Genomic DNA, 13,827 nt, shown 5'->3' with positions numbered 1-13,827 from the left:
CTGTCGCGCCTGGGGAGACACCCGTGCGCAGGCGCTGGAGAGCCTTCAGGGCGTTGCCACGGCTTTCATCGAGTCCTACCGGGACCGTGGCGAGCCGCTCCCGGAAAAGGTTGAAGCAGCCATCGTTGACGCTCAGCAGCACGAGGGCCTCGGTGAGGTCATGGTTGCAGTTTGAGGTTACGGCGAACTCACGCGCAAGCTGCGCCGACTCGGATGCAACCTGGATCGACGAGCCCGCGGCGACCACGAGATCTGGATTCGATCGTCGAACGGCCGCAGGACGACCATCCCCAACTGGGGCAGCCATGAGCTGAAAACGGGAACCGTCAGAGCCATCCTGACAGACCTCGGCATCACGCGTCAGGAGTTCGACAGTGCGTGAACCGCAGCCACCGGACCGATTAGCGCCGCCGGGTTTGACGTCATTGGCCCGCTGAGCTCCTTCGCCAGCGGCATTCGGAATTGTGTACATCGCTGCCGCGCGCTACAGACTCAACGTCGGCGGCCCTCACCGTCAATAGAGACTCTTGACCTGCGGGATGGCCCAAGACCCAGGCGAAAATCCGCGTCGCGGGCACCTCGCTGTTTGGCGCCCGAGCCATTGCGCCATCTCATCGCGAAGGGTTAGCATGAAGCCCGGCACTACACGATTTCATCTCGGATATGGCGCCCGATGTGGACCCCAGCCACCCGATACCCGACCGTTCCGCAAAGCACATAGCGATCCTCAGGCTGAACGGCAACTAGATCAACCTTGACGCCACATGTTCTCCATCCTGCAACTGTCGGACTTGCACAGGTCGGAGCCCGAGCCGATTTCAAACGACACGCTCATCGCTTCGCTGCTGGCCGATCGGAATCGTTTTCCGATCGAGACCCCAGCGATCCGCCAACCGGATGCGATGATCGTGAGTGGTGACATCGTCGAAGGAGTGCAACTCGGGCAGTCGGGCTACAGCGACGCCCTGAAAAAACAGTACGCGGTAGCCCGGGATTTCCTAGCTCGACTGACCGAGCGGTTTTTTGCCGGCGACCACTCGCGTGTAGTCCTGGTGCCAGGAAATCACGACTGCTGCTGGAACACGGCGTTCAGTGGAATGACGCCAGTGGCGGAGAAAGAGGTACCGACGAACCTTATCGGTCAGCTGGAACTCCCTAACTCCCCGTTGAGATGGAGCTGGCGCGAACGGAAGCTCTACGAAATCTCGAACCCCGATGCCTACGCGCGAAGGCTGGACAATTATTGGGACTTCGTAGAGGGGTTCTATTCAGGTGTCAAGCTCAAGTTCCCGATCCGGAGAGACACAGGATACAACCTTTTCGAGCTGGATGAAGGACGAATTCTGGTGGCGGCGTTCGAATCGCTGCATGGAAACGACTGTTTCTCGCATCAGGCGTCCTTCGACCCTGCTGCGGTAGCAAGCGCCGCACTGCAAGTACATGACGAAGGGGGATACTACAACCTCCGTATCGCAGTATGGCATCACGGACTGCACAGCGAGCCATCATATCGCTCGGACTATCTCTCCATCCATTCGGTGTATGAGCTCATAGGCCATGGTTTTCAACTCGGTCTCCATGGCCATCAGCACTTCGCGGAGGTCGGCTCGCACTACGTGCATCTTCCAGGTGAACGGAAGATGGCAGTGGTGTCCGCTGGCTCGCTGTGCGCAGGAGGGAGGGACCTTCCTCGAGGAGTCAATCGCCAGTACAACGTTGTCATCGTGTCAGACGACTATTCAGAAGCGAGGGTGCACGTGCGGGAAATGACGCGGGGAAACCATTTCGCACCTAGTGCAGGGGTGATGGGATTCGCAAACGGACTCGTTAGGATGCGACTTTCGTCGACCAAGGCAACGGACGGAGTACAGGTCGACACCGACCGCACACGCCGTAGCGAGCTGATTCTCGAGGCCGAGTCGCACCTCCGGGCTGGCCGCTCGACAGAAGCGTTTGATGTCCTATCGCGCGTCGACTGTACGGACGAACCGTACGGCCGAAGGTTGCTGATCCAGGCAGCGGAGCAGTCCGAGCGATGGAACGAACTGGCGGTCGTGCTGTCGAACCCCGAAACTGGTGACGAACGTATCCAGTTGGTTGAAGCGTTGACTCGGTTGGGCAGGATTGAAGACGCGCTCGCACATCTGCGGCGGTCTGATGGACCGCCCTTGGCGGAGCATGTTCGACGGGAGCTACGGGAACGAGTCGAACGCCTCGGGGTTATGAGCGGGAGACGACAATGAACTCGAGGAAAATGCAGCTCCAAGTCAAGAGCGACCGCGTGATCGAGTTGTTTGCGCGAGACATCTACCAGTCGCCGCTCTCGCTTCTCCGCGAAAACGTGCAGAATGCATTCGACGCGATTCTGATGAGGAGGCGCGGCGACGATAGCTTCTCTCCGAGGATCGACGTTCGCATAGGCACCAACACCGTAACCGTGAGCGACAACGGCAACGGGATGACAGCGGACGAACTGGAGGCCAACTATTGGTACGCGGGAAACAGCGGGAAAAACACCGAGGAGGCGAGGAAAGCTGGAGTCGTAGGGACGTTCGGCATTGGGGCGATGGCAAACTTCGGCGTTGCGGAGCGTTTGGAGGTGGAAACGGAGAGTTCGGCAACCGGCGAACGGTCGCGGAGCAGCGTGGCCAAGGAGAACCTGTCAATCAACCAGGAGTGCATTGATCTCGTGCCTTTGCCTTCCACTGGCGAACCGGGCACCACCGTAACGGCGTTCCTCCCGGCGGACGGGCAGTTCGATCTCGACGAAGCCCGTCGCTACATATCGGACTTCGTGTCGCTTCTAAAGGTTCCCGTGTACGTGAACGGAAACCAGGAGAGCGGCCACAGGGACGAAGAAATCGTACCCCTTCCGCCAGTGTCCTGGCGTGGACAGAGCTACGAGACCGCGGGCCGACTTGGCGCGCACGTGGATCTGGCGGTCGCCCAGAACGGCGACGTGTGGGTACGGCTGGACCGCATGACGTGGTCGGACCAAGAAATGCACGGCTCGATGACACTGCGAAGCGACACACCCGGCCTGCGTACCTACAGGAACGGATTTGGCTTGGCGACGGTGGGCGCGGCGACGGCCTACCAGTTCGGCGGCGTTGTGGATTTGATGGAGCTTTACCCCACGGCCGGGCGCGAGGCGCTGACATCGACGAGCATGCAGCTAATTCAGTCGATGCTCGCGGACGTGGATGAAATCGTGTCGCGACTGTTATCAGGGAGGCCGGAGTGCGACTCCAGCTCAGCGTTCATGAGGTGGGTCGTGAGCAATTCGAGGTACGAGTTGTGCGAGCTGCTCCGGATCGGTACGGATACCGACGAACGTCTCGAACTAGGCGTCATCCGAGCGGACACGGAAAGGCACTATCGTAGCTATGCCGGAACGGACCGTGGCTTGGTCGACCAGTTGTCCAGCGATGAGTCACCACTGCTTCTGATTGCCCGCTACGATCCGCGACGCCGGTGCGAGCGCGAGTACATTGAGCGGTTCTGCAGCGGCCATATCTCCGAGATTTCGGACGAGCCACAAGTTACGGAGGTCTTGCCCGGCTCGGAGTACAGCCGCTCGGAATACGCGATCCTGTTCCGGATCCAGTCGATTCTCGAAAAGGACTACCTTTTGTCATCGGAGGTACGGTTCGGCCACATCAGCCACCGGATTCCAGTGTTCGCAGAGAAGCACGACGGGAGCGTAGTGGTCACCATCGAGCGTGACCTGAGCGCCATCGAGGTGATCGTCGGACTGTACGAGAACGAGTATTCAGCGTTTGGGGCCATGGTCATCGACTTCGTACGGGGCGTGATTTTCCAACGCATTTCCCGTTACGTCCCGAACAGCCAGACTCAAGGGACCCAAGCGTTTCTGCAGATGATCCGTCGCAGGCGAGAAGCAATCGAGTACGAGAGGGACGATATTCAGGAGTTCCCAGACCTAACATTCTGGGACGACGTTCGGAACGACCGGGTCGCCGTCGCGGAGGCGATAAAGCGGGCGATGGCCATCTCCCGTAACGACGTTCAGGTGCTGGACTTTGCGTCGGCAGCGAGCATGGGAGACGTGCTGCCCGACGTGGCGGCCAATCAGGAAGCGCTCAAAAGCGACACCCAGGACGAAATGCTGTCACTCGAAGCGCTTCCGGCGATCATCCGTTCGGACGTGTCCTGCAGCGCGAAGCTGCTGACAATTCCGCTCGCCGAGCCCGCGCTGACCGGATACAGGTGCTTCCTGGCGCTGGGCCACAAGGCGAAAGAGGACAAGGCGGAGTTCTTCCTTCAGCCGCACACCACATCAATCGTGTGGGGGGGCCAGAGAGTGTTGTTCATCTTCGCCCACCGTTCCGAGGAATACGGGCTCTACTACGACCTCGAATCGCGCACATTGATTTCCGACGAACCCGGTGGCGGGCGCTTCCCTACTTGCACCATCTTCGTCGCCAACCAAGTCTACATCCCGATTCCCCCCGACATCCAGTCCTGCTTTTTGCCACAGGAAGGGGAGCGCAAGCGGTTCCTGGTTAGGGACGACCTACTATCGGTTGGATCCGGTGTCGGCTACTGAATTCCCCTTGGGCATGTTCCCCTCCGCTCTGGGCTAACACCAACCTCTCAAGTCAGAGGACAATCAAGGGGAGCACGTCATATGCCACAATCCTCAACGAATCCACGACCGCTTACAGCAAGGACAATACTGCCGACCACCGACAAATACACACTACACAGGGATCCAAAGTCGGACCAGTGGCGCCTCGAGAAGGAAGGGTCCGATCATGCTGGTAGCTAAACGCGGCCTGTCCTTTGCGGCACATCAGGACTTCGGCTCTTGATAGGTACGGATCTCAGTACTGTTTCGGTTTAGAACCGTTGCCTCCCGATAGCGTTCCTCAGCATCTTGCCATTGGGACCAGCGTGGGATGGTAAGAGCCGATGCCCACACCACAGTTGGCCGTGCAAATCGCGCGACGGATCGACGCCGGGAGCAGTGCCAGCCAGACCATCCTGTCGGGCGAAGCCATGCCGCTAGTCGGCCGTCGGACATCGCCGACACCGGACCACGGACGGCTACGTCCACCTTGCTGATGCGCACCTTGTCGAAGCGGCGGAAAGAGTAAGGAGCCTTATTCCGAGGCCATGTGTCTCCCGCGACCTGTGGTCGGCAACCGTCGGCTCCGCCGCGTTCCATTTTGTGCTGACGCTGGCGTCACACTGTCAATGTCAGCCACGAATTGCTCCGGATTTCGATAGCCGCCTCGCCCCAGTACGAAGCTCAGCCAAGCCTCACAGCCCATCGTCCGACCCAGGCGGTATCCGCTCTCTGTAGGGTGTCAGCGACCGCATCGTCATTACTGGAATCCGTTTTGGAACATCCACTGCTCGCACGTCCGCAACCTCGCCCGCCATTGGCAGATCAGACACCCCGCAAATGAGCCACCGCATAAACCGTTCAAACTCATCTTCGGCGTCAAGCCCCAAACTCCACGATTCCGCTTCTTCCCGCTCCGCTTCCCCCAGCTGCGCGGATGTCTCTACTTTGCGAAGTTCTACTAGCGTTTTCTCATGGGCCTCAAGTACCAGTCCATCGGTCTTCTGCGCCACTACGGCCGCCACTCTAACCAACGCAGCACGCCCATCTTCAGTCACGTCACCAAGGTCCGCCAACAAACTCGTCCGTGCCGCTCCCCCTTGCATGCCAATTGCCATCAATAGCGGGCCTGCAATCGCGGCTGCGTCTTCTCGCGCCGTCGCCATTTGCACGGGACCGAAGTCCATCGCCTTGCCAGCCACAACGCCGTCGAATGCCGCCCACGCGGCCGCTTGAGCCAACGGTCGGTGACGGGGCGCATCCGCCATGCCTGCTGTCTCCAAAGACCACGAAACCGCCTCGGGAGCGCCCCAGCCGTCGCGACCAGCAAGAGCCGACACCGCCGCACACGCCACAAATGGGTCTTTCGAACGCCTGCGCACCGTGGCCACAAGCCCCTCCACGGCATGTTGCGGCAGCTCGTCGTACTCACCCAACGCATGCGCGGCTGCTCTAGCAACACTGAACCTCGACCAGGCCCCGGTTCCGTAATCGATGGCAAAGTCGCGTTCGTCCAGAAGCAAATCCACAAGCGCATCCACCGCTTCGGGCCACGTTCGCTCTCGCATGGCCTGTGCCACCTCTAGACGAACGTCCGCGCTCCGATCCCTTGCCGCCGCCACAACCAACGACCGGTCTTGCGTCACGTCCAACGACATCACCTCCTTCAATGCCGCAACTCGGACAACGTAGCGCCCATGACCAACAGCTTCACGCATTGTTGCGCCAGCCGTCCCGCCGGCCATAGCAAGCCCTTGTACCGCATGCACGCCATGCTCCGCCTGGCCGCTCCGGAGTAGTCGCCGAGCCGGCGGCACGATGTCCAAGCCGATTGCAGCGGCTAATCCAATAAGCCCTCCGACCACATCCAGCGGCGCTACTTCGAGAATGGCCTTGAGTCGCTCTGCGCAATCACGCGCAAACCGAGCCGCTACCGCTTGAATCGCCTCACCGCTCACTACTGCCGTCAGCGCTCGTCCTAACTCACCCAACTCTTCCTCGAAACGTCCACAAACCCGCTCCGCCAACTTCCGTAGATCGGTCCGTGGTTCTGCGAGAGCCACGACTCGAGCTGTAGCAATGTCGTACACCAACTCCAACTGCCGCCCCGCCACCGCATCTTGCACCGCTTGGGCCAGAAAGTCGCTCAACGTCTCGCCACTGCTGATCTGAGACACAGCAACTTCCACCAATGCCTCGCGCCATCCCCCCTCGAGACCTTCTTTGGCGAGGTACGACGAAAGCTCGTTCAGCAGACCATCATCCCAGTGCTCCATCGCCGCGCGCCACACTTTCGCGCGACTCCAACCCGTCGCCACCCCCAAAAGACTGCCCATTTCCCCCGCGCGCGGCTCAAGCGCCCCCCGTTTGAGCAACTCCGCCACGGCAGAGATCACCGGCTGCACGTCGGAGTAGCCAACCGCCCACTCCAATCCCCTTCCGGCGGACCGCAGCCTCACGACCGCCTCCAGACCCGCTTCCGCGTTGTGGAACTGCTCGTCGGGCTCCTCAATTACGTGATCGGCGACCACCGCGTCGACCTCATGCTCTTCAGCGGCTCTCAACTCGTCCGCGAAGTCCCCCTCCAACCACGCTCGCGCCTCCGCTTCCGACCGCACAAATCGATCAATCGCGCGGTCGAAGTCTGGCGCCTCCCCTGCGCACGCGCCGACGACGATCGTCTCGATGTTCTCCGCTGGCCCGCCCGGTCCCGCGACCGTATCCAGAGCATCCCAAAACGCCTCTTGACTTCCGGGCGCCAACCGCTCAACCAACGCGGTCAGCCCCTTCTCGTAGTCCACCCTCGAGAACGGGAGCCATTCACGCACGAACCTTCCCAATAGCCCTGCATTCTCAGGATGGCGCGCCAACTCATCGAGGTGCTCGCTTGATACATCCGGTCGATGCCACAATTGTCCGGACCATCCCCCCTCGTGCGAAGTACCATCGACCGTCAGCATCCGAGCGAGTTGACTCGGCATATGCGAGGCCCCACCGAATTCCGCTAGTTCCCGGAACGCCCGCTCGAAGTCCCCTCTACCGCCGGTCTTCGTTGCTTTGACCGTCAAATGCGCGTCCACCCGGCCCTGCGTTGTAGCATCCAGCTCAGGGTCCATCCCCTCCAGCCTCGAAGCTGCAACCAGAACGGAGAGCGCAGTTTCCACGCCCCAATCCTGAGTATCCTCATCGAACGCCACAAGAGCACGTAACACCAACGAGAGCACGTGCTCGGCCTCACTGCGATGCGCCATGGAAGCCAGCCGCAGACCCTCCTCCACACGCGGATGATGCAGGTACAGCACGGTGCCTTCCCGTCGCAAATTGCGACCTTCCTCCAAGAACTCGACCAGCCCAGACACGTCTGGGCGCACCGAACCGTCAATGCGCCGAATTGCCCGAACCAGATCGTCGACGACTCGCCATGGAACTGCCCCTCGGGCACTGATCACCGCCCAAACGATCACCGCGCTCGCCGCACCATCCTTTCCCCACGGCTGCAACTGTCTGGCAATGACGCGCGAGATCGCATTGATCTGGGAGTCCGCCACTATCTCCGCCGCTCGACGCGGCTTCTCCCTATCCTCCAATTTCACGGCCGCAATGAACCGGTCTATCTCGTACGGCCGGCTCAATTCGTCAAGCGCGGTTTTCCGGTGGCTCCGGGCCACTTGCCGAGCGTAGCCGGACAGGTCGCCGGCGAATCCGTCGTAGATTCGCGCCAACCGTTCCGGCCCATAGTCCTGAAGCTCTATTGCCACCGTGTAGGGTGCCAGCTCTTCCACCAAACCCGGGCCAGCACTGCGCAGGACGTCCGACCTCGTCGTGACAATGAAGCGCTTCTCCGGTCCGGCCTTGCTCAGGAGACCGGGCAGGCCCGTCCCCCAACAATCCGCACCGGGGATCAACCGGTTTGACCCCCACGGATCCCGGAGATGAAACAGAACCGGAGCGGAGTCGGCAAGGTGCTGACGCACGTGCCCCGGCCCGTATTCTGCGCCAATAATCTGGAATCGCCCGTCCGCTTCAATAACTGTGCGCTCAAGAATGTCGGCGGTCAGCGTCTTCCCATTGCCTGACGGCCCCGCTATCACGACCGCATTGCGACCGTCGAACGTCCTCTGGATCTGTTCGAGTGAGCGTGGAGCCACGTAGTGGTCCATCTCCCGCCTTGGTGAGACGGCCCCGCCAAACCGTCTGAGCACATCGATCAACTCATCCCGACACCACGTACCCTCGAACTCGCCCACCATCCGCCGGTGTACCTCTCTTCGCAGGGCTTCCACGCATGGCGCCTTCTGAACGGCTGGCACATGCCCGCATCCGTGCAGCAGATCGCGGATCCTCCCTTCCAACGCCTCGTCAGTGACTCCCGCGAGGATACCCATCCGGCTGGCAATCTCTGCCGCCACCCCTTCCTTGAGATGCCCACCAGCCTTACCAGGCAGCTTCGTTCCTCTACCTCGTTCGAGTACCCCGCCGATCTCAAACTCTCGCAACTTGGCCGACAACGCCTCGTTCGTAACCAACACAAACAATGCCTGACCTTCGGACACCAGCAAATCCACTGGCCATGTGCGACCAGCCTCCTGGCTCACTTTCTTAGGCCCGCCCACAACCAGCTCGAAGTCACTCTGCGACCACGGCGCACCTGTCCGCCTCTTGACCTGAATGACCAGATGCCGTGCTTCGTCGCGCCAACCCAAGTCCAACATCGCACGCCCCGGGTCGCTCACCGCCGCCTCGATGTCCTCATTGCTAGGCGGCTCAACAACGATCTCCTGCGTCACGGCCTTCCCGAGCAAGAGATCTAGCGCCAGCCACACAGTCACGTCTATCTGGTACTCGTATCCGACGAATCCCGGGTTGCCACGTGCTCCTACACCAGCTTGAACCCGACCACCCATCTCATCAGCCATGCCTTCAATCTGGCCCTTATCCTTCACTGCCTCGTTCTCCATGCCGCTGCTCCTAGCGCCTGTCATCCGCCGTCAGCTGTCATGCGTCCACAATCCAAAGTGCGCCGTCTATCCCGGTCAAAGACCCATACCAAATCTGGAGTCGGTCCAGCTTGCCAGTCGCAAGCCTCCATCAACTCCCCGCGCCGTTCCAGCAGATCCGTCCTCGCGTAGGCGGCCTCCGCCTTGTCCCAGATCGTATGCGCGAGGGCTGCCTCCGCAAGCTCGCGGGGCTGCCCGCTTTCTCCGCACCAATCGCGGAAGCTCGACCGGAAGCCGTGCGGTACGGCGTTGATTCCAAGGTCACGAAGTAGCTTCGAGAGTGTGCTATCGCTCATGCGTCACCCGTAGCCGACGGGAACACCAAGTCGTTCTCCCGGTTTCGCTGGGCCTCGGCTACGATGACGCCGGCACCAGTGCTAAGCGGTACCCGATGCTCTTGAGCAGCCTTCATCCGCTCAGCGGGCACGGTCCAGACCCCACCGTCCAATGTGGCAATGCACGCTGGTGCCGCTGCTTCTACCCGCCCTTCGGAAGCGCGGCCGTCACGGCGTGCCCCGCGGGGTTGTCCAGCGTTTGGCCAGCAGCGATCGCCGCCTTCATGACCGCCAAGATGCGCTGCCGCGTACGCTGCGCTGACCTGTCCCCCTTGAATGTCTTCACTCAGAGGTTAGCCTTTGACCGAAGAGGAGGGGACCGATGCGCAAGAGCCGGTACAGCGAAGCGCAGATCGTCGGGATACTGAAGGAGCACTACGCTGGGCTTGGGGCGGAGTTCAACGGAGCGCCCAGCCGCCTTGAACGCCACGTCATCAAACTTTTCTCGATGATTTCGGCGTTGATCGTTGTCCAATCACCGGGAACACTTTGGTCCGCCAGTTCGCGGTAGATTGCGACACGGGTGTTTCCGTCGAGGCACAGATACTCTCGTCCCGCCAGTGACGGAGCGTCCAGTCGAATAAGTGACACTCGTTGGTAAGCACGCCCCGCTGCCTTGATGGACTCTCGGAGGCGTCGATACCCATGGCCCCCGCTGCCAACGCTGTTCACGGCGGCGGAGAGGTAGAACGAAAGCTGATCCTCGGAGGGATCTTCAATCCCTTGCCGCTCGATTGCGGCACGAATGCGCGGGTTTTCAGGATCGAGGTCGATCAGGGCGACTGGGACGTCCTTAGTTACTTTGCGCATGGCAGCGTCCCACCGGCGTAGACCCACAGAAAGCATAGTCGGATGGGAGAACCATATCCCGGGCGGGGCCGAGAGGGACGGTATTTCCCCCGCACCTTGTCTCGGACTCTTTCGCCATTCTCATCCGTCTCCACAGTGTCGCGGGCGCCTACAGATCTTGCGTCAGAGGCAACCCTCACCTTTCGGTATGGACGACCACACGAGGCTTGTTGCCGCGCGACTTTCTCTCGAATTGTGCAACCTCAATCTCGCCCGCCCGCCTGCGGGTCTTGGCGATATCGTAACTGTTCTGCATACGCATGAGGGTGTCCATCGAAACGCCGAATGCCTTTTCAATTCGCAACGCCATCTCCGGCGACAAGCGCGCTCGCTCGTTCAGAACGGCCGACAGCGCCGCTCGCGTGACGCCAAGCACTTTCGCCGCCCCAGTCACCGTGAGATCGAGAGCCTCAATGATCTCGCATTTCACGAACTCGCCGGGATGGACAGGACTCTTCATTCGGACGCCGTGTACCGGTTTCATGTCTACCTCTCAGTGATAATCCTCGTAGTTGAGGTCGACGATCTCCATCCCGTCGCGGTCGATCCAGAACGTGAGCCGCCAGTTCGCGGTAACGGCCAGACTCCAGATGCCCCTGCGATCCCCGCTCAGCCTGTGTGCCCTCCAACCCGGCACCGTCCGCAACTCTTCCTCCCGTTCCATGTCCTGGAGGAAAGAAACGATGCGCCGGAGCTTCGGGGCAAATGCGGGCTGCACCCCGACGGCATCATCGTCCTCGATGAGCCGACGCAGCCCCCTGTGGACCACGTTCCTGATCTTCATTCCCGATGTTAGCCGGTATGGCCGTATAGTGTCAAGGGACACTTTTCACGGTGCTCGTTACGCAGCGACCCTCCGGCCGCTCCCTTGGTCAGGTTTCACCCCAGACAGCCGTAGCGCCCTGCTTTCGCCGGTCCATGGGCATCAGGTGCAATGGGGTCGATTCCGCCAAACTCCGCCACGCTCGCTTTTCGGGCCGAGAGGGCCGAATCCTGGACCTGCCTAGGTCACGGTTCGCCAGCCGCCAGAGCATGGCGTCCCTTCCCCGATCCGTTTCGGTCCAACCAGGAACGCGCGGTTGCCGTACAGCACGCCGTACGGTCGCACGCGCCGGCGGTTCCGCCGCCGCGCTCCCCGGGAGAGGTAGCCGAGCTCAAGCTTTTGGCGGCTCGTAATGGCATCCCGCTCCAGCGCCAGCAAAGCCCTTTAAAGGTTCTCTCGCGGCACTGCACGCATGGCGAGACCTTCCGCCTCCATAAGCCTCCCCAAGGCGGCATCGAACTCTCCGCGGTGGCGGTGTGATACTGCCCTCAACTTGACTGCGAGGTCGTGGAGCTTCCGACCACGTTCCGCGAACCCGACCCCGGTCCAGACTCCCCGTTGCGGCTTCGAGGTCAGCCAACTCCTCGGGCGACACTTGCATGAAGGGTGCAGGGCGGGTGAACCAAGCCGCCAGCGAAGTCGTTGGTGGCCGTTGTCCTTGCCCACCGTCTCCAATGGTCCGAGGGTTTTCCTCTAAGGCATTACGCATTCGCTCCGCCGCGCGGCTGTTCACGGAGAACTCCTCCTGGATATCTTCGCCGGCCAACCCGCTGTGGCTTCCTTAAAGGCGAGGCACACGACGTCGCCGGCTCGTTCGTACCTCATACAGGAGCCTCCTCATCCATCACTCATCCATCACTCATCCATCGCTGCGGCCATAGCTACAGCCATCCGGCGCAGCAGTTGCCTGAGCTCCTGTGGGGTGAGGATCGTCACGCCATCCTCTTCTGCCTGAATGTCCGCCGGAATATTTGCTCCTGTCACTACGACGATCTTGTCGATGATCCGAAGTTCCGGTCGAGAGATCCTCCAGCCTTCGTCTGCCCTTCTCACCTGAGCAACCGCATCGCCAACATTGGAGGCCGTTTCCCGCCAATCCTTGACTTGTATGGCGATGCCATACGGTCCAGTACCCAGCGGTCCCGGTATGGTGATCAGTATATCGGTACCGTGCTTCTCTTCGCCGACCCCGCCGGTTCTCTCAACTCCATAGTTTGGGAACAGCGCCTTGAGCCCTACAACTAGCGCGTGTTCCCAGTCGGAGCCCTCGAACTCTTCCAACAGCGCTTCGTGAACTCCTTGTCCAATACGCTCGTTCAGTGATTTCATCACCGCGGACACAGGTCCCTCGAACCGGTCCTCCCAACCATACGTGGTGGTCAGCTGCTCCGGCGAACTATGTAGCAACTGCTCCACAGACTCGGCGCAGTCGCTCATATCCCAGAAACGCCCACGACACCTGAGAGTACGTCTCAAATCGCCACGAACACGCTGGTTTTGCCGACCAAACCGCGCAATTTCTTCTGCGGGAAACTTGTGGCCGTAGTCCTGCAAATCCGGGTCGATCTCAAAAACGTAACTCTCATCCCAATCCGCGGTCGCCCGTACAATCGTCACCAAGTCCCAATGTGGCAGGCGAGGGATCAGTACGATGTCGTCGCGTTTCACATGGTTGTACATCCGAAGATTGGCCACCTGTTCTCTCGGAGGATTCTCCGAATCCAGGCGCTTCAGATTCTGGTTCGGACGGGACCCCCAACCTTGCCTGAGAAAGCCGCCCTTCAGCTCTCTCTCATAAAATGCTGGATAGTCAGTACAGTTGACGTCAATTCGGAACCCCCAGTACGTCATCTCTACCTCCTTGTTGTTTCGAATGGGCCTGTAACCCTTCATAGGTACGTCTCAGACACTATCTTCCCTCGGACAAGACAACAACTTTCTCTGCTCACGGGTGCGGCTTCTACAAGGGCGTCGACACTACCGAAAACCGACCAGTTGTGACCCACCCGGCTTGGCCTTGAACTCGGCTCCCAGCATACCCGCCAGCACCCGGGGTTTTCCCAGACACCCGAGAATCTCCCTACTCTTTGCATTTCACCGAATCGCATGCTTCATCCTCAGGACGCGCCTCCCTGTGAACCGGCGCCAACGCACAGAATCCCGATTCCCTTCGCGGTAGCCTCCACCGGGGTATCCCGGCCATCTCACCTCGTTACCGTCAACACACCCATG

Annotated in this window: 7 protein-coding genes and 1 pseudogene; 3 read left to right on the top strand and 5 right to left on the bottom strand. The window is 60.6% G+C overall.

Going from position 1 to position 13,827, the window contains the following annotated elements:
- The first annotated feature begins 196 nt into the window (after positions 1-196).
- The 3 genes and pseudogenes from OXF11_09550 to OXF11_09540 all read left to right on the top strand — a co-directional run bounded on the left by OXF11_09550 (position 197) and on the right by OXF11_09540 (position 4,570).
- Positions 197-382: pseudogene (locus tag OXF11_09550) on the top strand (type II toxin-antitoxin system HicA family toxin).
- 382 nt (positions 383-764) lie between these two features.
- The gene (locus tag OXF11_09545; protein ID MCY4487344.1) at positions 765-2,243 is read left to right on the top strand and encodes a metallophosphoesterase; all 1,479 of its coding nucleotides are present in this window, start codon (positions 765-767) and stop codon (positions 2,241-2,243) included.
- Positions 2,240-4,570 carry an ATP-binding protein gene (locus OXF11_09540; protein MCY4487343.1) on the top strand — a complete coding sequence of 777 codons (2,331 nt, stop codon included), beginning with the start codon at positions 2,240-2,242 and terminating at the stop codon, positions 4,568-4,570. The genes OXF11_09545 and OXF11_09540 overlap by 4 nt, the downstream gene beginning before the upstream one ends.
- A gap of 716 nt (positions 4,571-5,286) precedes the next feature.
- Here OXF11_09540 and OXF11_09535 read toward each other — a convergent pair.
- The 5 genes from OXF11_09535 to OXF11_09515 form a co-directional block, all read right to left on the bottom strand.
- On the bottom strand, positions 5,287-9,549 hold the full coding sequence (locus OXF11_09535; protein MCY4487342.1) for a hypothetical protein: 4,263 nt from the start codon (positions 9,547-9,549) through the stop codon (positions 5,287-5,289).
- 749 nt (positions 9,550-10,298) lie between these two features.
- Positions 10,299-10,733: a hypothetical protein gene (locus OXF11_09530; protein ID MCY4487341.1), complete on the bottom strand. Its 435-nt coding sequence runs from the start codon at positions 10,731-10,733 to the stop codon at positions 10,299-10,301.
- Positions 10,734-10,908: 175 nt separating this feature from the next.
- On the bottom strand, positions 10,909-11,256 hold the full coding sequence (locus OXF11_09525; protein ID MCY4487340.1) for a HigA family addiction module antitoxin: 348 nt from the start codon (positions 11,254-11,256) through the stop codon (positions 10,909-10,911).
- Between the two features lie 9 nt (positions 11,257-11,265).
- A complete protein-coding gene (locus OXF11_09520) occupies positions 11,266-11,556 on the bottom strand; it encodes a type II toxin-antitoxin system RelE/ParE family toxin (GenBank protein MCY4487339.1) in 291 nt (96 codons plus the stop codon).
- A gap of 894 nt (positions 11,557-12,450) precedes the next feature.
- Positions 12,451-13,446, bottom strand: coding sequence for a hypothetical protein (locus OXF11_09515; GenBank protein MCY4487338.1), 996 nt, complete (start codon positions 13,444-13,446; stop codon positions 12,451-12,453).
- Positions 13,447-13,827: the final 381 nt, after the last annotated feature.

This window comes from Deltaproteobacteria bacterium, assembly GCA_026712905.1.
Taxonomy (GTDB): domain Bacteria; phylum Desulfobacterota; class Binatia; order UBA9968; family JAJDTQ01; genus JAJDTQ01.
Note: the sequence above shows the minus strand (reverse complement) of the source record. Positions and strands in the feature narration are given on the sequence as shown.